The sequence below is a fragment of the Bacillus cereus group sp. RP43 genome (genome assembly GCF_040459645.1).
In the GTDB taxonomy this organism is placed as follows: domain Bacteria; phylum Bacillota; class Bacilli; order Bacillales; family Bacillaceae_G; genus Bacillus_A; species Bacillus_A mycoides_C.
The window spans coordinates 4,362,267-4,384,238 of the sequence record NZ_JARVHQ010000001.1; the positions used below are offsets into that span (position 1 = coordinate 4,362,267).

Consider the following 21,972-nt stretch of genomic DNA (forward strand, 5'->3'; position numbering starts at 1 on the left):
CTTTTGCCTGTACTATTCATCTATTTCCAAAAATAAGCACATCATAATTTAAAGTAAAACTCCCACCTCAATACTTTGCTTTACAGCTAAGTTTTGAGGTGGGAATCTTACTGCCCGTTAATGCGAAATAAACTAAATAGATTCAGTTTTGTTTCGTTTTTTCATAAATTTATAGATAAAGATACTAGCCACGATAAGAAGAACGCCTCCTAATATCGGTAACATATATTGTCCAACAACATCCGCCGCTTTTTCCCAATGCGGACCTAATTTCATTCCAAAATAAATATACAAAGTCGTTAACGGGAACATTGCTACAAATGTATATATGCTAAATTTCCATATGTTCATTTTTGCCATACCACACGGTACAGAAATAAGTGTTCGAACTCCTGGTACGAAGCGTCCAACAAATGCCACAACTGGACCATACTTCGCAAAGAAATCATCTGCTTTTTGAATTTGTTCTTCTTTAATAAAGAAGTATTTCCCGTATTTTATTAATAGAGGGCGACCACCGTAATAACCGAGTGCATATAACGTTAACGGTCCTGTAGTTCCGCCAATTGTCCCTGCTAATACAGCTAGCCAAAAATTCATATCTCCCTCATATACCCAATACCCAACCATGGGCAAAACTACTTCCGCTGGAATAAATTCAAACGTTAATGCTAACACAACTCCAAAATAAGAAAACTGCTTTAAAAACTCGATTATATCTAAAATAATTTGCTCCATATTTTCAACTCCTATCCTACGTTTACGTTATGCTTTTCTTGTAATTGCACTGGTGCCATCTTTACAATTCGATTCAAAATAAATAACACAATTCCAATATCATCTAAAATACCGATAAACGGTAGGAAGTCTGGAATTAAATCGAGCGGCATCGCTACATAACCAACTAAAAAAGCAATAGATAAAATTTTCTTCTTTATTGAAACCTCTTTTGAAGTAAAAAAGTCAAATAGGAATGGAACAAACTTGCGGACATGAAATACAACTCTTAATCTACTAAAAAGTTTTTTCATTTTCTATCTCCTCTCTTTGTATACAAAAAGGACCCTACCAAATATGGTAAGGGTCCTAAAAAGACAATAAGGGGCCTTTACCATTGCTGGTAAAGGTCTCACTAACAACGAATCGTTGCCAATAAAGCCGAGGGTTTCTCCCTGTAATGACGACTTTACTGTAATAAGTTACTCCCCTTTATATACACAATTTTATACAATCACATTAAGATATTTGGAGGGGCTTGTCAATATTTTTTTCATAATGAAACCTGTTCACATACTTCTATCACTGTTACAATTTGTCTGCTTAATCTTCCCTACAATCTATTTTTAAAGCGGATTACATTTCGGTATCTCTAACCCTGAGGATTGTGCTAACTTCAATAAATAGTAACACTCCTCCCTCGCCATATGATCCGCCATCCTGGCTGATAATGAACTTAATATTTGCTCAGACAACTCTAATTCTTCTACTTCTCGAAGGAAATGCGAGAATAACTTTAGCTCTAGTGAAACGTCTTTTGTAAACTTCTTCAGAGCTGGAAAATGTTTCAGTTCTGCCCGTAAATAACCTGTCATTTCAACTGCTTTTAAATAAAATTGTTCAAAATGTTTAGCAAACAAATCACTTTTCTCCTTCAATCCTTTTTCCACAACATCTAATCCGCCTGAAATAGAACCAGCATGCCCTGCTGCATCCGTTAACCACGCGAGATGATAGTGTAGTTCATGAAAAACGGGCGGGACTTCTCCCCTCCCTAAGTATTCTAATACTGTTATATATTCCTCCACTTCATTTACCATATGATTAATAAAAGTCGGAGTAAAATGAATCACAATTTTACCTTCCAATTGCTTTTGTATAATATTTAATTTAAATGCTCGAATCTCCTCTGCAGCTTGTTCTGCATCTTTTGAAAATGCAATAAAATTTACAGTATGAATTTCATTTAAAAAGTTCGTGAATTTTTCTACAAAATAGGTGGCTTTCTGTATATCTTCTTTCTCCTGTGGAGCTAAAGCATCTAGTAAAAACTGAGCATGATCCCCGAGAACTTTGAGCCAAAATTTATGTTCAAACAGTGCGCTTTCTTCATACATTCTATCCACGCTATCCCCCCTATGGTTACTCATGCCTCTGATGAAATTTGAAGCTTATAGCAATCTGGATCATAAAGAGTAATTACCACCCCATCCGCATGCTGTTCTTCCGCAAAAGATATTTTGTAAAACTGTAATTTTCTCTTTACTTTTTCCATATCAGAAATTGAAAAGGTTATTAATTCACACGAAGAATTAGCAACCTTCTCTCGCCCTCGTAAATTCCGATTTACTACAAAACAAATTCTCGTTAAACCAACGTCATACCAAACACCTGTTACATGTAGTTGAGGTCTCTCCTTGCTTGGCCTAAAGCCTAAAATCCCTTCATAAAAATACAATGTTTCCTTTAAATTTTTTGATTCTAATACGATACATGTTGTAATGCCTTCCATCCTCAACTCCCCCTGTCTCTATTAGTTTTTTATATGAGTCATAAATGACAATTATGTACGAATACAATACATAATAATGGATGTTTCATTTATAAAGGAGGGTTGTAACATGGATAAATTCATGAAATCCTACATACCTTATCATGGTCCAAACGATCCTTGTCCTCCAATTGGAAAGAAATATTACTCAACTCCCCCCCACTTATATATGGGTTTTCAACCAACTAATTTACCCCAATTCACACCAAAGGAAGCTTTAAGAAAAGGGACTTTATGGCCTGCTTTTTATGATTATTATGAAAATCCTTACAAAAAAGGAAGGTGAATAAAAACGTGACACAAACATTGCCTGATGAATATTACAAATGGATTGAAGAACTGCAAGAATTAGACTTTGTATTAGTTGAACTTACTCTCTATTTAGATACGCATCCCGACGATACTGCAGCTATAAATCAATTCAACGATTTTTCTTATAAACGAAGAGTATTAAAACAAAAAATTGAAGAAAGATACGGACCACTTCAGCAGTTTGGAAACAGTTATTCTAACGCCCCATGGGAATGGAGCAAAGGACCGTGGCCATGGCAAATATAAAGGAGAGAAACTATGTGGATTTATGAAAAAAAATTACAATATCCTGTTAAAGTGAGTACTTGTAATCCAGCACTCGCAAAATTATTAGTTGAACAGTACGGTGGTGCGGACGGTGAATTAGCCGCTGCTCTTCGCTACTTAAATCAACGTTATACAATTCCTGATAAAGTCGTTGGCTTACTAACCGATATTGGTACAGAAGAGTTCGCACATTTAGAAATGATTGCTACAATGATTTATAAATTAACAAAAGATGCAACACCTGAACAAATGAAAGCTGCCGGATTAGACGCGCATTATGCGAATCATGACAGCGCCTTGTTTTACCATAATGCAGGTGGTGTTCCTTTTACTGCCACTTACATTCAAGCGAAAGGAGATCCTATCGCAGATTTATACGAGGATATTGCAGCTGAAGAAAAAGCACGAGCGACTTATCAATGGCTAATTGATTTATCAGACGATCCCGATATAAATGATAGCTTACGCTTTTTACGCGAACGAGAAATCGTCCATTCTCAACGTTTCCGAGAAGCTGTAGAAATTTTAAAAGAAGAACGTGATAGGCAAATTTATTTTTAACACACGTATCCTAGCGATATGTGTTTTTTTACGTTAAAAGTGAATTTCTTCCTGCATTAACATATAAATAGTATATTTATTCAATTTTACGCATTATTTTAAAATATTTTTAAAATTCCCTCTTGCTTTCTAGTCATCAGACCTTTAAAATAATAACAGTTAATCGACAAATTATTTGAATTTTCGACAAAAAAACGCTCATTAGGAGGCTTTTCTTTATATGCGTACAACTTTAAAACCAGCGCAAATACTTTCGATTAGTTTATTACTATTCGCAGTTTTCTTCGGTGCTGGTAATATGATTTTCCCGCCTCTTCTCGGTCTTTCTTCCGGAGAAAATATGTGGGTTTCCATTACAGGATTTATTATTACAGATGTCGGTTTATCTTTACTAGCTATCATCGCTGTTGCCCTTGCTGGTGGTAGTTTTAATACTTTAGCGAGCCGTGTTCACCCAAAATTCGCAGCAGTATTCGCTATCATTATTTATCTTTCAATCGGCCCACTATTTGTTATTCCACGAACTGGAACTGTGTCTTACGAAATTGGAATCGCACCACTCTTCCCGGACCAATGGTATTCTATGTTAGTCTTTAGTGCTATTTTCTTTACAGTCGTCTACTTCTTATCATTAAATCCATCCAAATTAGTAGATCATATCGGAAAAATATTAACGCCAATTTTACTTGGAATTATTGCAATTATGGCAACAAAAGCAATTCTTTCACCAGGATCATTCGCAGAACCTATCGGTGACTATAAAGAAATTCCATTTTTCAAAGGATTTCTCGAAGGCTTTTTAACATTAGATGCAATCGGAGCTCTCGTATTATCAACAATTGTTGTAAATGCAATTCGTCAAAACGGTATACACGATAAGAAATCCATTGCAAAATATACAATTATTTGCGGAAGCATTGCTGCCCTTTTCTTAACAATTGTTTATTTCTTACTCGGTTATATTGGCGCTTCAAACGGAAACTTAGGACAATTCGAAAATGGCGGTCAGCTATTAGCAACTGTTATGTATCAATTCTTTGGGACAAGCGGTAATGTTTTATTAAGTATCGCAATTATCTTTGCTTGTTTAACGACTGCAATCGGTGTTGTAAGTGCATTCGCCAACTATTTCACAACAGTACTAACAAATATTTCATATAAGAAGCTTGTACTATACGTTTGTATCTTTAGCTTCGTTATTTCAAACTTAGGATTAAGTTTATTAATCAAAATTACATTACCCGTATTAATCATTTTGTACCCAATTACAATCATTTTAATTTTCGTATCATTTATCGATAAATATACGAAACGTAAACCTTCTGTCTATATCGGAGCGATGATTGCAGCATTCATTATTAGCTGTATTCATGCACTTGATAATGTGGGAATGATACCAAGTTTTATCGCTAATATCGTACACACAATTCCTTTTTATAACTTAGGAATCGGCTGGATCGTTCCAGCAATAATTGGTGGTATAATCGGATACTTTATTCCTCAAACAGCAGCTGAAGGTGAAGTTTCTACAAAATAAAGAAGAAGTAAGCATTGATTATGCTTGCTTCTTCTTTATTTTCAAATCGTATGTTTAAAAGTAAATAATTCTTCTTTTGACTGCACAGCAGGTTGTTCCTTTTCTACATCTGTCTTCTTTATCACTCCGCCTAACCTTACTTTCATCATCGCTTCTTCTATGCTTTTTACAATCATATTTCCTGAAAAAATAGTAAGTCCGAAAAATGTAATTGGGACGAGAGGAATCCATGGATGCACTGTTAAAGATCTAAAGTATACTCCAATTAAACCTGACCATTCATGCGTGTAAGAGTCTATTTCTTCTACCGGTCCTAAAAACTTAACAGTTCCGCCAAAGAATACTTCCAGTAACCCTAAGTGGAGTAAAATAGTAAGAGTCTGCGTAAATTGCTGAAGAAATACAAGTATAAACGTCATATAGAGATGCGGAAAAAGATGCTTTATAACAATGTGTCTTCTTGATCCACCTAATATACACGCAGCCTCAATGAATTCTTCGGTTCTCAATTTACGAACTTCCTTCGCAACATACAGTGCAATAACTGGCATCACAAGCATTACAAGTAATACAACTTGAAACGAAGCCCTTTCAAAAAAAGTTGTTGTTTCCTCTCCACTTCCAAAGGTATTCACAGATTGGAGAAAGAAATACGCAATCATAACTGTTGGAATAACTGTAAAACTATCAAAAAAAGCCTCAATTTTTGAAAACCCTCTTTTTATGTACGTTCCGAGTACAACACCAAAAAATACACCTATTACCATTCTAAGTGCCGCAATTAAAATAGATATACCAATCGTCCACTTCGCGCCTTCAATGACTAAATGTAACAGGTCATATCCTTTCCGGTCTGTCCCGAGTAAAAATTGTAATGAAGGTGAAAACGGTGGTACTTCTGGATTTCCAGCCGCGTCATATTGCAGTGTAACTTGTCTAATGTGCCCACCATTCCATATCGTATTTCCGATGCTCAAAAGAACTAATATGAGAAGAAACCCAATGCTTATCCAAAATCTTTTATCGCGTTTTATATACGTCCACATATTATAATCTCTCCTTCATCGCAGCTGGAATGAGATAATGAAACAATTTGAATAAAATAAAAATCGGAATATAAATAAGCAGTACACTAACGATGAAAACCTCAACCCTAATACCCTCATAAGATTTCAAAAACATAAAAATACCACCCGTATTAAAAATCCATTCTATAATATATAAATTGGATAACATAAAAAAGATATTCGTTTTCGCAAAGAAAAGTGTACTAAGTAACACATTTCGTAAAATATGACGATTTAAAATATGAAAGCGATTCAGTCCTTTCGCCTTAGCAAATAGTACATAATCTTTTTCTAACTCATTTTCAAAACGAAGCACTAACATTTTTACAAACATAATCGTAGTCGGTATAGTCAAACAAAATATTGGCAATCCTCTAATCGACTCGCCTCCGATTGACGCAATTTGAAAAGGTAAAAAACCTGTTTGTTTAAAAAACCATATAACTAAAATTTGTGAGCCTAAAATAAGAAGAATGTCTGGAATGGATTCTAGGAAGATGAGAAATGATTTAATTCGATGTTGTATACGCGGTGAACTACTCATAATCACATAAACAATACAAAATGCTACAAATAATGAAATAAAAAAAGCAGCTAAAAAAATAACAATCGTTTCTTTATAATGGATGAACAACTGCGGAAATAAAAATTTATCTCTCATATATTGCAAATTGGAGATATCCATTAAGTTCACAAACACTTCTTTTAAACTCTTTATGTACTTTGATGCATTCAGCTCAAACCCATAAAATAATTTCGGCAGTGCCCCTAAACAAATAATACCCAAAATCGAAATAATAAATTGAATCGTCACTTCCATCCCATTCAGAAAAACTTTTTTGACCACGTTTTCCCTTCTCTCTATATATAATTTACCCTCTAATTTTATTCTTAATTTTCTGAATTGTAAATATTTATAAAACAAAAAAATCACTAGGTTATGATCCTAGTGATTCTTTATGCGCATGCCCTTCTCTTTTCGCAAACGGCATATACAAAATAAAACATCCCATAAGCGCTGCAATTTCTAATGAAATAATATAGTAAGGATGCGGCCCTAACATATCGAGTAATGAAGCTGTTTCTGGCTTATGAGCTAAAAACATATAATTACCACCCGTTTTGTAATTCACAAACGAAACGATAGGAATTAAAATGTTTAAAAATATCATCGTGCGCTTAATAGATTGTAATGTTGGACGATATCCTTCCACCCAAGTCATAAAGAGCGGTGCCCAAATGAGCAATATATGTGCGATAAAAAACTCAATGAAACGAAAATGCGGAAAAGCATATTGCACGTTTGGCGTTAAAATGGCTTGTGACGCACCAATAATTCCTGTAAAAAACACAATCTCATATATTCGATAACTTTTCGTTACAATCATAATCGACGCTAACAACAAACTTATCGTACATAACTCAAATGGTAATGAAGTGCCTAGCTCAAAAATACCCACTTCCCATTCCCACATATGAAGCCCAATCTCACTCCCTATAAATAGAAATGCAATCGCATATCGAACCGTTATATTCCACTCACTTTGACGTAATACATCTTGGTATTGATACAGAAAAACTATCCCCACCAACATAATAAATAATATAATGGCATGTTGTCTTGAGTATGGAATAAATGGTTTTGATGGATATGCACTAAAATAAGCTTCCATCTTCCTTCCTCCTCTCCTTCATACAATATTATTGTAAGAAAGAAACAACGAGTCAATTCATTTGCTTAAAGTATAAGTTTCACTAGTACAAACTCAAAATTACATTTACATATCCATACCTTACAAAACTGTAAGGTTATTGTAAGCTAAAACGATTTGTCATATTCTTCACCTCTTCTATACTTAATGTAGATACTAAAACGAACGAAAAGGTGATAAATAGATGAAGAAGAAAAATAAAGTGTTAATTACTAGTGTAGTAGCAATCGGAATTGCAGCTGGATCATATTTTGCTTTTGCTGGCGGTAGTTCAGAAGTAGCAATGGCATATGGCGGTTATAAAGTTACCGAAAAACAAATTGAAAATGCACAAAAATTTGGCGGCGAAGTTATTCCAAATGGAATTGAAACAATTTCATTCGATCCAACAAAAGGTACGTATGAATTAGCTGTTAAAAAAGGTGATGAAGTGAAAAAAGGTCAGCTTCTATTTAAATATAATGACCCTACTGCTAAACAAGGTGTAACGGAAGCAGAAATGCAAAAGAAAATCGCACAAAAAGAAGTGACATTGTATCAAAAACAAATTGATGCAGCGAAGCAAAAATTACAAAAAGATAAAAATGCAGGCCTTCCTCAAGAAGCATTAAAAGCATCAGAAATTGAAGTGCAACAATTAGAATCTCAACTTGAAATGAAAAAATTTGAAGTAGAAAAAGCTGATGAAATGATTAAAGCAGCAAAAGAAAAGTTAAACACACTTTCTGTAACGAGTCCTACTGATGGCGTAATTGATGACATCGTGAAAACTGCTGATGAGAAAACAGGTATGAGCGGCATTACACTTCGTCACGCTGGTCCATTTAAAGTAAAAGGTCAACTTTCTGAATATGAGCTTGCTAGTATGAAAGTTGGGCAAGAAGTAACTGTTTCATCAAAAACTGTCGCTGGTAAGACTTGGACAGGAAAAGTAACAGAAATCGGCTCTACACCATTAAAGAGCATGGACGAAAATAAAACTGTTTCTAATTATCAATTCACTGTCACATTAGATAATAGTGAAGAACTACAAAACGGCTTCCACGTATACGTAACAAGTAAATCTGGCGAAGCCACTGGTACAATCGTTCCAAAAAGCAGCATCGTGAAAAAAGGTGACAAAAATGTTGTCTTCGTTGTAAAAGATGGAAAAGCGAAAGAACAAGCTGTTACTGTTGAGTTCGAGACAGATAGCGAAGCAAAAGTTTCTGGAGTGAAAAAAGGAGAGCAAATTATCTCTAAACCTGAAAAAGACTTAAAAGATGGTATGGAGGTTGTCGTTGAATGATTAACTTAAAAAGCATCACGAAATCCTTCCAAAACGGTGCAGAATCCGTTCAAATATTACACGGAATTGACGTAACACTGAACCAAGGAGAATTCACTTCTATTATGGGACCATCTGGTTCTGGTAAATCAACATTAATGAACATTATCGGTTGCTTAGATAAACCAACGACAGGTACGTACGAACTAGCTGGTCAAAACATTTCAAACATGTCTGAGACAGAACTTGCACACGTTCGTAATAAAGAGATCGGGTTCATATTCCAAAACTTCATGTTATTACCGAGACTTACAGCACTTCAAAATGTAGAGCTACCTCTTATTTACGCTGGAGTCGATAAAAAAGAAAGACGCGAACGCTCATTAGCTGCTTTAACAAAAGTAGGTTTAGCTGATCGTGCTACTCACTTACCAAACGAATTGTCAGGTGGACAAAAGCAGCGTGTTGCCGTTGCCCGTGCAATCGTAAATAACCCGAAATTCATTTTAGCCGATGAACCAACGGGTGCACTTGATACGAAAACAAGTACACAAATTATGGACCTCTTTTACGAATTAAACAAACAAGGCTCAACAATCATTATGATTACCCATGACCGTGAAATCGGGGAAGCTGCAGCACGTCAAATTGTAATTCGTGACGGAAATATCGTCCAAGATTGGAGAGGTTAATTTTGAACACGAGTGAAAATATACGCATGGCCCTTTCCTCTATCTTTGCTCATAAAATGCGTTCTATATTAACGATGTTAGGTATTATTATCGGTATTAGTGCCATTATTACTATCATTTCAATGGGTGATGGTACAAATGCAAAGTTTAAAAAAGAGTTAGGCCAAGGAAAAGATACTGAAGTAACGATTTACTACAACAACCCTGATTACGGAACTGATAGTGCCAAAATTACAGCTGATATGTTAAAACGTCTTCAAACTGTTCCTGGCGTTAAAGATGTTTATCCAGATGTAAGTATGAAAGTAAAAGCATCTTCTGGTTCAAAAGATGTCTCTCTTGATTTAAAAGGTGGAACAGGTGCCTTCATGACAGATGCGAAAATAAAATTAGTTCACGGTCGTGAATTAAATGATAGTGAATTAAAGCAAGCAATCCCTGCTGTTATTTTAAATGAAGAAGCTTTCAACAAATTATTTAATGGTTGGGAATCAAATTTATATACTGATATAAAAGGAAAGCCATATAAAGTAGTCGGTGTGTATGAAGCAAAAAATGATTTCGGAATGGCTATGTCAGAAGGTTATACATCACTTGAAAACGCTCCTGTAATCTCAGGAGTAACTGAGTATGACTCTGTAAGATTAATATTAACTTCGCCAGCAGAACGTAAAAGTGTAGAAAAACAAGCTGCTTCTGTTTTAAACGAAATGAAAGCTCCTAAATTTGAGCATAAATTTGAAGCTCAAGATATGGGTGAGTTTACGAAGCAATTAGACGAATCAATCGGTATGATGAAAATGGTATTCGGTGGTATCGCTGCTATTTCTTTACTTGTTGGTGGTATCGGTGTAATGAACATCATGCTTGTATCTGTAACAGAACGTACACGTGAGATTGGTATTCGTAAAGCACTTGGTGCAACGCGCGGTAAAGTATTAACGCAATTCTTAATTGAATCTTGTATTTTAACAGGACTCGGTGGTTTCATCGGATTCATGCTCGGTATATTCTTCGCTTGGATCGTCTCAATCTTTGCCGGATGGCCACTCGTTATCTCAAAAGAACTTGGACTTCTTTCAGTAGGTATCTCAATGCTAATCGGTATTGCATTCGGTTTACTACCAGCTAACAAAGCTGCAAAACTTGATCCAATTGAATGTTTACGATATGAGTAAATAAAAACGTAGGAGTTTACACTCCTACGTTTTTTATTTTGTTGAAGGCAAATGCAATTTTATCGACGTTTTGACAAAAATAAGAACCTCTAACTTCTATTATATAAAGTGAAACTATACTCAGTGGGAGTTTTGTTCATCCCCCACTGAGTATTAGCCTTCACCAATCGGGCGTTTACGGGCAGTTAGTCTCCCACCTAACTTCTTCGCTCCAGCCAAATTTTGAGGTGGGAGTTTTACTGCCCACAAATAGCGGGATAATTCTACTGCTATTTGTGAACCAATTCATAACGATATCGTCCCTTTAAATCATGTTTCTTCTATTATATGTGTTTCATGTTACGAATATCTTTTTATCATTTAAACTTTCATTTCGCTTTACAGCTATCAAGCAATCCTATTATTGCAAAAATAATATGTAAAAGAACAAATTCAAGGCGTAATTTTTTCCATACTACAACTTATTTTGTAACAATTATATCTCTATTTCATTAAAATTCACCCTATATATATGACTTCATACACAAAAACATTATATTTTCATAACTATATTGCGATTTAAACAGTTAAATACCCCTTTTCCGTAACGTTACAGAAACACCAATGTAACATTTCTGATATATTGTTAATCTATTAGTAATTAAAATACTGTTGATTTTATGAACCATATGTTCTAATCCCCCAAAAAACGCAAAGAAAACGTTATCAGGATATTAATGGAATTATTACAGAGTATTAACGCCTCATTACGAATGCTTTGTAGTTTTGTGTTTTCCGCAAATAAGAAAATAATGGTTGCTATAATGAGGTCAACGAAAAACAAATGCAATGGAGGCTATTATGAAAAAATTTATGGGTATAGCAACAGCAGCGGTTTTTGGTCTTGGGATTTTCACAACATCTGCTAAAGCAGAAACGATTGTAACAACTGATGTACTAAATGTACGAGAAAACCCAACTACTGAATCAAAAGTTGTCGGAAAGTTATTAGATGGATATAAAGTTAACGTTTTACATACAGAAAACGGATGGTCAAAAGTTAAATTAAATAGTGGTAAAGAAGCTTTCATAAGCGCTGACTACACTAAAGATTCTTACTACGTAACAGCAAACGTATTAAACGTACGTGCTGGAGCGAATACAGATTCAGCGATTCTTGGTAAATTGAAAAAAGATGATGTAATCGAAACAACACACCAAGTACAAAATGATTGGATTCAATTTGAATATAACGGTCAAACAGCTTATGTACACGTTCCTTACTTAACAGGGAAAGCGCCAGTTAAAGTTCAGCCAGTAGTTAAAGCTGAAAAAGTAACTAACGTTCAAGATACTGCTAAAGTTCGTGAAGCAGTTAAAGCCGGGGAATTAGCTGAAACTCAAGCAAAGGCTAAAGCTCAAGAAGCAACTAAAGCTCGTGAAGCAGCTGAAGCTCAGGCAGAAGTTAAAGCTCAAGAAGCAGCTAAAGCTCGTGAAGCGGCTAAAGCTCAAGAAGCAGCTAAAGCTCAGGCAGAAGCTGAAGCTCAAGCAGCGGCTAAAGCTCAAGAAGCAGCTAAGGCTCGTGAAGAGGCTAAAGCTCAGGCAGAAGCTGAAGCTCAAGCAGCGGCTAAAGCTCAAGAAGCAGCTAAAGCTCGTGAAGCAGCTAAAGCTCAGGCAGAAGCTGAAGCTCAAGCAGCGGCTAAAGCTCAAGAGGCAGCTGAAGCTCGTGAAGCAGCTAAGGCTCAAGAGGCAGCTAAAGCTCGTGAAGCAGCTAAGGCTCAAGAGGCAGCTAAAGCTCGTGAAGCGGCTAAAGCTCAAAAACCAGCTACACAACAACCTGTTGCAAAAGAAACTGAGAAAAACACACAATCTTCTTCTCGTGAGTTACGCGTTGTAGCAACAGCTTACACAGCAGATCCACTTGAAAATGGTTACAAAGCAGGAGACCAAGTAAAATCAGCTATGGGTCATAACTTAACAGCTAATCCAAACATGAAACTAATTGCCGTTGATCCAAGTGTCATTCCATTAGGTTCAAAAGTATGGGTTGAAGGTTACGGAGTAGCAATCGCTGGTGATACTGGTGGAGCTATTAAAGGAAATAAAATTGATGTTTTAATGCCAGATAAAGGTACATCAAGTAACTGGGGACGCCAAACAGTTACAGTGAAAATTTTAAACTAATTATAAAAAAGGAGTTAGTCTCATTATTGAGGCTAACTCTTTTTTTATGATTCTTACATTCTTTCTTTCTCCTTCTCCCCCGTCCAAGTTAAATATATCTCTTTGCATTCTATATACGATAGACTACTATTTCAACAGAAAAAAGAGGATGCCATAGCATCCTCTCCTGCCCTTCCCTATTCCACACAAGTAAACTGTGTCCAAGCTCCTACATAATCTAGTAAGAATAACTCTTCTTCTGCAATTGTACCGACAATATTTTTCCGTTCATCTATCGGCATTTCTTTCAGAATGATTTGTAGTTCACCTTTATACTTTCCGAATAAGTTGTTACCAATTACAACTTGCCCTCTTTCCTGTAGTACACTTTCGCGCACTGGGAAGTCATAATCTTTGTACTTTTTACGTACTTCTGTAGAACGTACCATATATTCTGTTATGTCGCCGCGTCTTACGTGTAATTCTTGCAGTGTTGCTCTTTTCTCTACTTCAGTCGCTTCCTCTATGAATTGTACTTTCAGCTGTAACATGTAACGATTTAAGTTTCCTAGTTTCTCTAATTCTTCTTCGCTCGCATAAGCATTTCCGATAATAACATCATCAATAAGCCCTGTCGCCCACAAATGTTTCGCTTGTACTTCAATTGGTAAATTACGATGCTCTTCTAACGTACATAATCCGTCATTAATATCCCATGGACCAATGTCAGCTGCATGCGATGTAATAAAGGCTGCACTGCGAATACCATGCTTTTTAAAACGTTCACTACAGCGAATGAAATAATCATACGGAAGACCAGTGAATTTTTGCGGATAAAAATTATGACAACCAATTAAAGCTGATTTATTCGCTTGATGCGAAAGGATATTTTCTAAATAGGCAATATCGTTACTTACATTTAGCTCAATTTTTAAGCCGTATGGATTATTCGTCATTTTCGCTTCTGTTAACCCGTCAAACCCTACATCTAAACGAATTCCATCCGCACCTAACTCTGCAAAGAACGATAGATCACTATAACTAATACCAAGTTGATCGAATACAGCTGGAGCTACATCTAAAATAACTTCCATATTGTTATCTTTTGCGTGATTAATAATTTCTTTAAATTCAGCTACAATTTCCTCTTTTGGACGATTAACAGATAGTAAACAAGTGAATATTCTTGAAAAACCGTGACGTGCCGCTGCGGAAATGTATGCCCTATCTTTTTCTTTCGTTGAATGCTCTGGATAAAGTGAAATTCCTAATTTACGCTCCATGCTTTTGCATCTCCTTCACACGTTGTATTAATGCCATACTCGTAAATCTATATTTTGCAGATAAACATGTTGCACATAAAATCGTTGGTACGATGATAAAGAATGGTGATTGTAAACTAAATGCCACATAAGCTCCCATTGAACACCCGATAAATAATATCGACACAAGTAGTAAAACTAATAACGATTTACTTTGTACCCATTTTGAATAATGCGCAATGCACTGCCCCACTACGAATGTAATTAAGATGATAATTGCTCCGAGCATTCTGCCTTCTCCTCTCCTGCTAATTGTTGTTTCTCATACATTTTGAAGAATGGATAGTAAATAACGAATGAGATAACAAAGTTAACAAGTACAAGTACACCGGCCATAATTGTCCAGTCCGTACTAATAATTGCTGCAATTGGTGCCAACATCGTAAATGGCAGTTTCGCCATCATGAGCGGAATCATACCTGAAACAACTGCGAAATATGATACTGTCGTTGTAACTAACGGTGTAATAACGAATGGAATAATTAAGATCGGGTTCATTACAATTGGTGCCCCGAAAATAATTGGTTCGTTAATATTGAATAAACCTGGTACGAATGATAATCTACCTAATTCTTTTAGGAACTTAGATTTAGAGAACATAAACATAATAACTAAAGCTAACGTTGAGCCTGATCCACCAATCCATACGAACCATTGAATAAATTGCTCTGTAAATAAGTTCGGTAACTGATGTGCGTTTCCTGTAGCGGTGAACACTTCCATATTTTCAAGAATTGCTGAATCCCACATTGGACGAATGATTGGTCCTAAAATCGCTGGACCATGTATACCGAACGACCAGAAGAATACGATTAGGAATACTGTTAATAAACCACCGAATAAATTATTCCCTACTAATACTGACTTTAATGGTGCAATTAAATATGTGATTGTTGTATTTACATCAAATTTCAAACCGTAACGAATACCCCAGAATAAAAGAATAACTACTAAAGTTGGAATTAATGCTGCAAACGAGTTTGCAACTGCTGGTGGTACACTGTCTGGTAATTTAATCGAGATATTATGCTTAATCATGAAATGATAAATTTCTACGGCAATTAATGCTGTAACAATTGCGCCGAATAAAGACGTTGCACTTAATGTTCCTACTGAAATATATCTACCCGCATCAATAACACCTGGCACAGCTTTCGTGATTTGAATTGGTTCAACTGATGCTAGTAAAAAGGCGAGTACAGATAATAATCCTGCACTTAATTGATTGAGCTGATAAAAATTCGCGAGCGAAGCCCCTACTCCAAATGCTGCGTATAATGCCATTAGTCCTACTGTAAATCGGAATGGAATATCTAAAATATGGCGAAATGGTGCAATCCACTCCATATATGCATCAATTGGTAAGTTTAAAAAGATAACGAAAAATGATCCGACGATCGTTAATGGTAATGTAGAAATAACCCCGTTTCGAATTGCTAATAAATGTCGCTGTCCCGCAATCTTTTGCGTCGTTGGCATAATCTTCTGTTCCATAAAACTCATAAACCCATTCATCAATAGCCCTCCCTTTGTTCAATATAGCTAAAAGTTATAACATTATAATGTTTATGTTTAAAAAAATATAATTACGCTAAAACTAATTCTTCTGCCTGCTTAAGTACTTTCAAACCGTCACACATGCCATAATCTCGTTGGTTTATAATAGCAACTGGTATATCATATGAATTTGCAAGAAACTCTACGGCCGGAAATAAATATTTCACTTGCGGACCGATTAAAACGACATCGGCTTCCTTAATTTCAAGCTTCACAAGTTCGGAATCAACTGCCTTAATTTTATAATCCTTCCCTTGTTTCTTTGCCTCTTCTTGCATTTTTCTTACAACCATACTCGTTGACATGCCTGCTGCACAACATAATAAAATGTACATATTATACTGTCACTTTCTCTTCCACTCGTTTATGAAGAGTAATAAATTCCTCAGCAAGTTCTTTCACTGTAATGGCATTCATTAAATGATCTTGTGCATGCACTAATAATAAACTTATTTCTGCATGATTTCCTCTTGCTTCCTCTTGAATTAAATCCGTTTGAATACGATGAGCGGATGATATTTCCTCACTAGCAAGTTCCATCTTTTCACTCGCATTCTGAAAATCTCCTTTTCTTGCAAAAGCAATCGCTTCAAGTGCCGCGCTTCTAGCGTTGCCACCATGTAAAATTAACGCAAATGGAGTTTGCATATCAGTCATTTTAAATTCCTCCAAGCTATGTTTTTTCTATATTTTTATCTTATTATGAAAACGCATACAATTAAACATAAAAAACTTCCGTTATGTAACGGAAGTTTTTATATACTTTTCTTATAAAGATAATAATATCTCTTGGAAATCTTCAATTACTTCAGCCTGAGTTAATTTCTCTATCGTATTCTGACTAGACATAATATCATATAAAAAATCATAAAGCTTTTGTAAATCTTCATTATTATTGCGCTTCACACTAAATAAAATAATAACTTGTACTTTCTTATCTCCCCAGTCAATAGCTTTATCAAGCGTACAAAACATCAAAAATGTTTGTTCACTTAATAACTGCATCGGATGTGGAATCGCAACTAAATTCCCAACCGCTGTAGGAGATGTGTGTTCTCTTTCTATAACAGAAGCATAAAAGTTTGCAGGTACATAACTTTTCGCAGCAGCTTTCTCACATAAAAACTGGATAACCTCTTCTTTCGTAGAAGCACTACGATTTAAGAAGATCAAATCTTCCTTAATATATTGCTGCACACTATTATTCACATGCGTAAATAACTGCTGACCAATCGATTTAATTTCTTTATCATCAAATATTGAATTTACTTTTATAACTGGCACAGGCAAACCACTCGGTATATGAATCGTACTAATAATACAATCTATTTTATCCTTATAAAGTTCTTCTACCTTCAATTGATAATAGCCTGTAATACCTACAATCTCTAATTTATCTCGGAACTGTGATAGAATTTTATATTTCAGTAGCTGTGCACTCCCTTGACCAGTCGCACAAACTAATAAACATCTTTTCTTTTGATTATTTTCTTGTAAACGGCTCATCGCCCCTCCAAAGTGAATGGCAATATAACCAATTTCACTCTCTGGAATGGATTCACCCGTATATTCACCAATTATATCTCCAACGAGAACTGCAATTTCAAAAGCATATGGATAATTTTTTTTCACTTCTGCTAAAAGAGGATTTCTCGTATTTAATTTATACTTCAAACGATTTAATAACGTTTTTAAATGAACACCAAAACCAAATAATAATTCTTCATCATAATAAAAAGTAAGATTCCGTTCTTCCGCTACTTTGAAAAGAATATGTTGCATGAATGCATATACGTCTTTCCCTAATAGCTCTTCCACATTTTCAAAACGCTCTCTTGCTGTAACAGCTGTACTTAATAAATGCATCGTCACATATAAAATTTCTTCTTCTGGAAATTGAAGTTTTAGCTCTTCCCCTAAATTCCCTAAAATCAGTTTCGCAATTTTATATTCTTTCTTTATTATAAGTTCAGATCCCTCTACATGCAGTGCTTGAATGTAATGATCATCCCTGCATCTCTTTAAAGCAATCGCAATATGAATTGATAAATTATCAATTTCTATATCTGATAAATATATCGTTCCTCCCTCGATATACTTTAGTATAACTGAGCGGATGAGAGAAATATGGGGTAACGATAAATATGTGTCCGTCTGCTCATAGTTCTCATGAAATGGAGTATGTTCATAACGCGGTAAACCATATTGTGATAAACAAGAACGAATATTAAATTCTTCTCCCACAATACGTATACCATAATATGGTCTTTTTTCAATTTGTAACTCATAGCGACTACAAATATCCGTAACATCCTTCATAATTAAGTTTACAGTAGATTTACTCACATAAATCTCTTCCGCTATCTGTGAAAGCTTCACATACCCATCTGTCATTAAAATACGTTGTAAAATATATGCTACTCTTTCTTCATTAGAAGTTGGAATTTTTTCCGTTTGTTTTTGAAATAAGCTCATGCAAAAATCTTCAAATTTCTTAGTTTTCATAATTTCCAGTTCGTACCCATTTCCTCTTTGTGATTCGATTTTCGCCCCATGTTCTTCCAATATATCATTTAATAACTTTATATCTTTTTGAATCGTCTTCGTCGATACATGTAACCGATTTGCTAGAAAGGCCCTATTCAACATTGATTTCTCTTCTAAAAACTCCTCTAAAATGGAAATTAATCGCTGATGCACTTTTGTCATAGCTCTTCCTCTCGCTCTTTATATAAAAGGGAAAAAGCCACTAAAATCAGTAGTTTTTTCCCTTTATCCCACTATTTGCGGGCAGTAAAACTCCCACCTCGAAATCCGGCTGGAGCAAAGAAGTTAGGTGGGAGTCAGGCTGCCCATAAAAGCCCACATTAATTATTTCTTTAGTGTAAATCCAAACTTATCCCAGGCTTGTAAATAATCTAATAAGAAAATTTCTTCCTCTATAACTCGGCCAACTACATTTGTTTTCCCCGTATTCACCATATCTTTTAAGGCAAGTTGTAATTCACCTTTATATTGACCGTATTGTTCATTATCAATTAAGATATCGCCTCGTTTAATTTCACGCGTATTATGAGGTTTGAACTCTTCTTTTTTATATTTCACACGACTTTGTGTAGAACGAATCATATATTCAGATACATCTCCGCGATAAAAATGCGGTTCGTCTAACACAATAATTCTTTCTAACTCTGTTGTTGTTTCATAAATTTCTATATCAAAAGTTTGCTTGTCTTTATTTAACTCACCAAGCGCCTCTAATTCTTCTTCTGAAGCATAAGCATTCGCAATGATAACATCATCAATTAATTCTGTTGCAAACAAATGCTTCGCTTGTGTTGTCATTGGCAATTCACGATGCTGCTCGAGCGTACATAATCCTTCTGTTACTGGCCAAGGCCCATATGTTGCATCGAATGATGAAATAAAAGCAGCTGTTCTCATACCGTAATCTTTAAATTGTTTCGAGCATTTAATGAAATGATCATATGATAATCCTGAATAACGGTGTGGATAGAAGTTATGACAGCCAATTAAATTTTCACGATTTGGTCTATGACTCATAATATTATCTACATACTTCGTACCGTTGCTCATATTAATCTCAATTTTCAAACCGTACGGATTGTACGTCATAATCGATTCTTCTAATCCTGAGAAACCAACATCTAAACGAATACCGTAAGCACCTAGTTCATGGAAGAATGATAAATCATTATAAGAAATACCTAGTTGTTCAAAAACAGACGGACTAATATCAACCAATACTTGGAACCCTAATGCATTCGCATGAGAAATTGTTTCTTTAAACTCTTCTATAATTTTCTCTTTTTCGCCATCTACAGATAATAAGCATGTGAATACACGTGTAAATCCGTATTTACTTGCTAATGTTAAATACTCTTTATCTTTCTCTACTGTCGAATGTTCTGGATAAATAGAAATACCTAATCGTCTCATATGTACACGCCTCTTTCTTCATCATATTGAAAACCTTTTCAAATATATGTAGTGAAAAAAGCATATATCCCCTTCTCATCCACTACGTTTTGAATCCGCTTTCTAAAAAAAAACAATTTCTATCATTCATCACAACTACTAGTCTATACATCTATACTTTACATCTTTTTTTCATAGTTGTGTAGCCTTTACACAAATTTGTCAGTTTTTCCGCCTCGAAAATTGTTATGCGTTTTCAAGGCACCTTCCTTGACTCTTACATTGACCAATACATATACTCGAAAGAAAAGAGATAAAGTGAAACTTTAATCAGTGGGGTTTTGTTCATCCCCCACTGATTATTAGCCTTCACCAATCGGGCGTTTACGGGCAGCAGGGCTTCCACCTAACTTCTTTGCTCCAGCCGGATTTTGATGTGGGAGTTTTACTGCCCGCGAATAGCGGGAAAATTTTATATAGGGGATGAATATATGGGAGAGGCAATACTCGTAAAACGAGAACCGTTATGGACAAAAGAGTTTTTTGCGCTAATTCTAGCAAACTTATGTATGTTTTTAGGATTTCAAATGTTAATTCCTACTTTACCTGTTTATGTGAAAGAAATTGGTGGCACAAGTTCCAATATCGGATTTGTTGTCGGTATGTTTACCGTTGCTGCACTTTTTGTTAGACCGCTAACTGGAAATGCATTGCAAAAATTCAACAAAAAAATCATTTTAATGATCGGTACTGCTATTTGTTTACTCGCTATGGGCAGTTATCTTTTCGCTTCAACCGTTTTCCTATTGCTTGCCGTTCGAATTTTACACGGAGCTGGTTTTGGTATTACAACGACTACATACGGTACTGTCGTTTCAGATTTAATTCCGCAAGCTCGCCGCGGTGAAGGCATGGGGTATTTCGGTCTTTCTGGAACTATAGCCATGGCGCTCGGTCCACTGATCGGACTTTGGCTTATGCAAACATATAACTTCACGATTCTTTTTTTATGTGCACTTTCATGTACAATTGTTTCCTTAGTATTAACGAAACTACTTCAAATCAAAAAATCGCCGCAACCACCACAGCAAACATCTGGTACCTTTCTCGATGGATTTATTGAGCGTAAAGCTTTACTTCCTTCATTATTAATATTATGTATTACATTAATGTACGGAGGAATCGGGAGCTTTATTACATTATTTGCTACAGAAGTCGGGATTACTGATATCAGTCTCTTCTTTTTATTTAATGCACTTGCAATCGCTGTAACCCGCCCGTTTTCCGGAAGATTATATGATGCGAAAGGCCATACATTCGTCATCATTCCAGGAGTTATTATTACGTTTACAGGTATTATTTTGCTGTCATATACAACTACAATTCCGAGCTTAATTATTGCCGCAGCGTGCTACGGCAGTGGTTTCGGAGCAATTCAACCGGCACTACAAGCATGGATGATTGACCGAGTAGCATCGCACCGGAGAGGAGTAGCAACAGCAACATTCTTCTCAGCATTTGATCTTGGAATTGGTGCTGGAGCGATTATTTTTGGATTCATTGCACACTTTACCAACTATGCAACTGTATATCGTTATTCCTCTCTATTACTTATTGCCTTCCTGTTCATTTACATTACAAGCTTACGGAAACAAAAACAGAAAGATAAAATAAACGAAAAAGCCGTTGGGTAATGTTAACTCGCTCCATTTCAAAGTACTTACACTAAAAAAATTATATATACACAAATGCAAAAAAGCAGTGGATTCCAAAAAAATCGCACTGCTTTTTGCATTGTATTGAAAGGTGAACCGCTGTTCTATTTATTCATGTTGTTCGTATGATATTAATATATAGAACGAATTGGAGGA

Annotated in this window: 22 protein-coding genes and 1 pseudogene; 9 read left to right on the top strand and 14 right to left on the bottom strand. The window is 35.5% G+C overall.

The genetic code is table 11. From position 1 onward, the window contains the following. Positions 1 to 132 precede the first annotated feature (132 nt). From QCI75_RS22700 to QCI75_RS22715, 4 genes are all read right to left on the bottom strand, one after another. Entirely contained in the window at positions 133 to 738 is a 606-nt protein-coding gene (locus QCI75_RS22700; RefSeq protein ID WP_353761231.1) for a DedA family protein, read from the bottom strand. A gap of 11 nt (positions 739 to 749) precedes the next feature. Further along, positions 750 to 1,031: a YkvA family protein gene (locus QCI75_RS22705; RefSeq protein WP_002134573.1), complete on the bottom strand. Its 282-nt coding sequence runs from the start codon at positions 1,029 to 1,031 to the stop codon at positions 750 to 752. 312 nt (positions 1,032 to 1,343) lie between these two features. Continuing rightward, positions 1,344 to 2,123 carry a DUF2935 domain-containing protein gene (locus tag QCI75_RS22710; protein WP_000375642.1) on the bottom strand — a complete coding sequence of 260 codons (780 nt, stop codon included), beginning with the start codon at positions 2,121 to 2,123 and terminating at the stop codon, positions 1,344 to 1,346. 20 nt (positions 2,124 to 2,143) lie between these two features. Next, positions 2,144 to 2,509 carry a VOC family protein gene (locus tag QCI75_RS22715; RefSeq protein ID WP_144506980.1) on the bottom strand — a complete coding sequence of 122 codons (366 nt, stop codon included), beginning with the start codon at positions 2,507 to 2,509 and terminating at the stop codon, positions 2,144 to 2,146. Between the two features lie 109 nt (positions 2,510 to 2,618). On the opposite strand from QCI75_RS22715, the gene QCI75_RS22720 reads away from it, so the two are divergent. The 4 genes from QCI75_RS22720 (at position 2,619) to brnQ2 (ending at position 5,225) form a co-directional block, all read left to right on the top strand. After that, positions 2,619 to 2,834: a spore coat associated protein CotJA gene (locus QCI75_RS22720; protein WP_000357172.1), complete on the top strand. Its 216-nt coding sequence runs from the start codon at positions 2,619 to 2,621 to the stop codon at positions 2,832 to 2,834. A gap of 8 nt (positions 2,835 to 2,842) precedes the next feature. Then, the gene (locus tag QCI75_RS22725; protein ID WP_000194952.1) at positions 2,843 to 3,106 is read left to right on the top strand and encodes a spore coat protein CotJB; all 264 of its coding nucleotides are present in this window, start codon (positions 2,843 to 2,845) and stop codon (positions 3,104 to 3,106) included. A gap of 12 nt (positions 3,107 to 3,118) precedes the next feature. Then, the gene (gene cotJC / locus QCI75_RS22730; RefSeq protein ID WP_002010774.1) at positions 3,119 to 3,688 is read left to right on the top strand and encodes a spore coat protein CotJC; all 570 of its coding nucleotides are present in this window, start codon (positions 3,119 to 3,121) and stop codon (positions 3,686 to 3,688) included. A 220-nt stretch (positions 3,689 to 3,908) separates the two neighbouring features. Beyond that, on the top strand, positions 3,909 to 5,225 hold the full coding sequence (gene brnQ2, locus QCI75_RS22735) for a branched-chain amino acid transport system II carrier protein BrnQ2 (protein WP_353761232.1): 1,317 nt from the start codon (positions 3,909 to 3,911) through the stop codon (positions 5,223 to 5,225). A 41-nt stretch (positions 5,226 to 5,266) separates the two neighbouring features. On the opposite strand, the gene QCI75_RS22740 is transcribed toward brnQ2, so the two are convergent. The 3 genes from QCI75_RS22740 to QCI75_RS22750 all read right to left on the bottom strand — a co-directional run bounded on the left by QCI75_RS22740 (position 5,267) and on the right by QCI75_RS22750 (position 7,965). Next, complete coding sequence (locus tag QCI75_RS22740; RefSeq protein WP_002125431.1) at positions 5,267 to 6,271, bottom strand: ABC transporter permease; 1,005 nt, start codon at positions 6,269 to 6,271, stop codon at positions 5,267 to 5,269. Between the two features lies 1 nt (position 6,272). After that, positions 6,273 to 7,139: an ABC transporter permease subunit gene (locus QCI75_RS22745; RefSeq protein WP_353761233.1), complete on the bottom strand. Its 867-nt coding sequence runs from the start codon at positions 7,137 to 7,139 to the stop codon at positions 6,273 to 6,275. Between the two features lie 91 nt (positions 7,140 to 7,230). Continuing rightward, a complete protein-coding gene (locus tag QCI75_RS22750; protein WP_353761234.1) occupies positions 7,231 to 7,965 on the bottom strand; it encodes a YwaF family protein in 735 nt (244 codons plus the stop codon). A 223-nt stretch (positions 7,966 to 8,188) separates the two neighbouring features. Here QCI75_RS22750 and QCI75_RS22755 point away from each other — a divergent pair, with 223 nt between their 5' ends. The 4 genes and pseudogenes from QCI75_RS22755 (at position 8,189) to entC (ending at position 13,304) form a co-directional block, all read left to right on the top strand. After that, the gene (locus QCI75_RS22755) at positions 8,189 to 9,292 is read left to right on the top strand and encodes an efflux RND transporter periplasmic adaptor subunit (RefSeq protein ID WP_144508366.1); all 1,104 of its coding nucleotides are present in this window, start codon (positions 8,189 to 8,191) and stop codon (positions 9,290 to 9,292) included. Continuing rightward, positions 9,289 to 9,963 (top strand): ABC transporter ATP-binding protein, encoded by a 675-nt coding sequence (locus QCI75_RS22760; protein ID WP_002159177.1) that lies wholly within the window; start codon positions 9,289 to 9,291, stop codon positions 9,961 to 9,963. Before QCI75_RS22755 ends, QCI75_RS22760 begins: the two co-directional genes overlap by 4 nt. A gap of 26 nt (positions 9,964 to 9,989) precedes the next feature. After that, positions 9,990 to 11,141 carry an ABC transporter permease gene (locus QCI75_RS22765; RefSeq protein WP_002063918.1) on the top strand — a complete coding sequence of 384 codons (1,152 nt, stop codon included), beginning with the start codon at positions 9,990 to 9,992 and terminating at the stop codon, positions 11,139 to 11,141. A 716-nt stretch (positions 11,142 to 11,857) separates the two neighbouring features. Next, a pseudogene (gene entC / locus QCI75_RS22770) lies at positions 11,858 to 13,304 on the top strand (cell wall-binding protein EntC). Positions 13,305 to 13,480: 176 nt separating this feature from the next. Here the strand turns inward: entC and QCI75_RS22775 are convergent. From QCI75_RS22775 to QCI75_RS22805, 7 genes are all read right to left on the bottom strand, one after another. Then, complete coding sequence (locus QCI75_RS22775) at positions 13,481 to 14,566, bottom strand: DUF871 domain-containing protein (RefSeq protein ID WP_353761235.1); 1,086 nt, start codon at positions 14,564 to 14,566, stop codon at positions 13,481 to 13,483. Beyond that, complete coding sequence (locus tag QCI75_RS22780; protein WP_144508364.1) at positions 14,556 to 14,834, bottom strand: hypothetical protein; 279 nt, start codon at positions 14,832 to 14,834, stop codon at positions 14,556 to 14,558. Before QCI75_RS22780 ends, QCI75_RS22775 begins: the two co-directional genes overlap by 11 nt. Continuing rightward, positions 14,810 to 16,120: a PTS sugar transporter subunit IIC gene (locus QCI75_RS22785; protein WP_002159182.1), complete on the bottom strand. Its 1,311-nt coding sequence runs from the start codon at positions 16,118 to 16,120 to the stop codon at positions 14,810 to 14,812. The genes QCI75_RS22780 and QCI75_RS22785 overlap by 25 nt, the downstream gene beginning before the upstream one ends. A 71-nt stretch (positions 16,121 to 16,191) precedes the next feature. Further along, positions 16,192 to 16,497, bottom strand: coding sequence for a PTS sugar transporter subunit IIB (locus QCI75_RS22790; RefSeq protein ID WP_016128753.1), 306 nt, complete (start codon positions 16,495 to 16,497; stop codon positions 16,192 to 16,194). Between the two features lies 1 nt (position 16,498). After that, a complete protein-coding gene (locus QCI75_RS22795) occupies positions 16,499 to 16,819 on the bottom strand; it encodes a PTS lactose/cellobiose transporter subunit IIA (protein ID WP_353761236.1) in 321 nt (106 codons plus the stop codon). A gap of 111 nt (positions 16,820 to 16,930) precedes the next feature. Next, entirely contained in the window at positions 16,931 to 18,871 is a 1,941-nt protein-coding gene (locus tag QCI75_RS22800; protein ID WP_353761238.1) for a BglG family transcription antiterminator, read from the bottom strand. Positions 18,872 to 19,033: 162 nt separating this feature from the next. Beyond that, a complete protein-coding gene (locus tag QCI75_RS22805) occupies positions 19,034 to 20,122 on the bottom strand; it encodes a DUF871 domain-containing protein (protein ID WP_353761239.1) in 1,089 nt (362 codons plus the stop codon). 470 nt (positions 20,123 to 20,592) lie between these two features. On the opposite strand from QCI75_RS22805, the gene QCI75_RS22810 reads away from it, so the two are divergent. After that, positions 20,593 to 21,795, top strand: a complete 1,203-nt coding sequence (locus QCI75_RS22810; protein ID WP_353761241.1) for an MFS transporter — start codon at positions 20,593 to 20,595, stop codon at positions 21,793 to 21,795. Positions 21,796 to 21,972 lie beyond the last annotated feature (177 nt).

Excerpts from the sequence above, each read along its gene's own strand:
- QCI75_RS22700 (WP_353761231.1), bottom strand. The coding sequence starts at position 738 with ATGGAGCAAATTATTTTAGATATAATCGAGTTTTTAAAGCAGTTTTCT.
- QCI75_RS22705 (WP_002134573.1), bottom strand. The coding sequence starts at position 1,031 with ATGAAAAAACTTTTTAGTAGATTAAGAGTTGTATTTCATGTCCGCAAG.
- QCI75_RS22715 (WP_144506980.1), bottom strand. The coding sequence starts at position 2,509 with ATGGAAGGCATTACAACATGTATCGTATTAGAATCAAAAAATTTAAAG.
- QCI75_RS22720 (WP_000357172.1), top strand. The coding sequence starts at position 2,619 with ATGGATAAATTCATGAAATCCTACATACCTTATCATGGTCCAAACGAT.
- cotJC (WP_002010774.1), top strand. The coding sequence starts at position 3,119 with ATGTGGATTTATGAAAAAAAATTACAATATCCTGTTAAAGTGAGTACT.
- brnQ2 (WP_353761232.1), top strand. The coding sequence starts at position 3,909 with ATGCGTACAACTTTAAAACCAGCGCAAATACTTTCGATTAGTTTATTA.
- QCI75_RS22740 (WP_002125431.1), bottom strand. The coding sequence starts at position 6,271 with ATGTGGACGTATATAAAACGCGATAAAAGATTTTGGATAAGCATTGGG.
- QCI75_RS22750 (WP_353761234.1), bottom strand. The coding sequence starts at position 7,965 with ATGGAAGCTTATTTTAGTGCATATCCATCAAAACCATTTATTCCATAC.
- QCI75_RS22755 (WP_144508366.1), top strand. The coding sequence starts at position 8,189 with ATGAAGAAGAAAAATAAAGTGTTAATTACTAGTGTAGTAGCAATCGGA.
- QCI75_RS22760 (WP_002159177.1), top strand. The coding sequence starts at position 9,289 with ATGATTAACTTAAAAAGCATCACGAAATCCTTCCAAAACGGTGCAGAA.
- QCI75_RS22765 (WP_002063918.1), top strand. The coding sequence starts at position 9,990 with ATGGCCCTTTCCTCTATCTTTGCTCATAAAATGCGTTCTATATTAACG.
- QCI75_RS22775 (WP_353761235.1), bottom strand. The coding sequence starts at position 14,566 with ATGGAGCGTAAATTAGGAATTTCACTTTATCCAGAGCATTCAACGAAA.
- QCI75_RS22780 (WP_144508364.1), bottom strand. The coding sequence starts at position 14,834 with ATGCTCGGAGCAATTATCATCTTAATTACATTCGTAGTGGGGCAGTGC.
- QCI75_RS22785 (WP_002159182.1), bottom strand. The coding sequence starts at position 16,120 with ATGAATGGGTTTATGAGTTTTATGGAACAGAAGATTATGCCAACGACG.
- QCI75_RS22790 (WP_016128753.1), bottom strand. The coding sequence starts at position 16,497 with ATGTACATTTTATTATGTTGTGCAGCAGGCATGTCAACGAGTATGGTT.
- QCI75_RS22795 (WP_353761236.1), bottom strand. The coding sequence starts at position 16,819 with ATGACTGATATGCAAACTCCATTTGCGTTAATTTTACATGGTGGCAAC.
- QCI75_RS22800 (WP_353761238.1), bottom strand. The coding sequence starts at position 18,871 with ATGACAAAAGTGCATCAGCGATTAATTTCCATTTTAGAGGAGTTTTTA.
- QCI75_RS22805 (WP_353761239.1), bottom strand. The coding sequence starts at position 20,122 with ATGAGACGATTAGGTATTTCTATTTATCCAGAACATTCGACAGTAGAG.
- QCI75_RS22810 (WP_353761241.1), top strand. The coding sequence starts at position 20,593 with ATGGGAGAGGCAATACTCGTAAAACGAGAACCGTTATGGACAAAAGAG.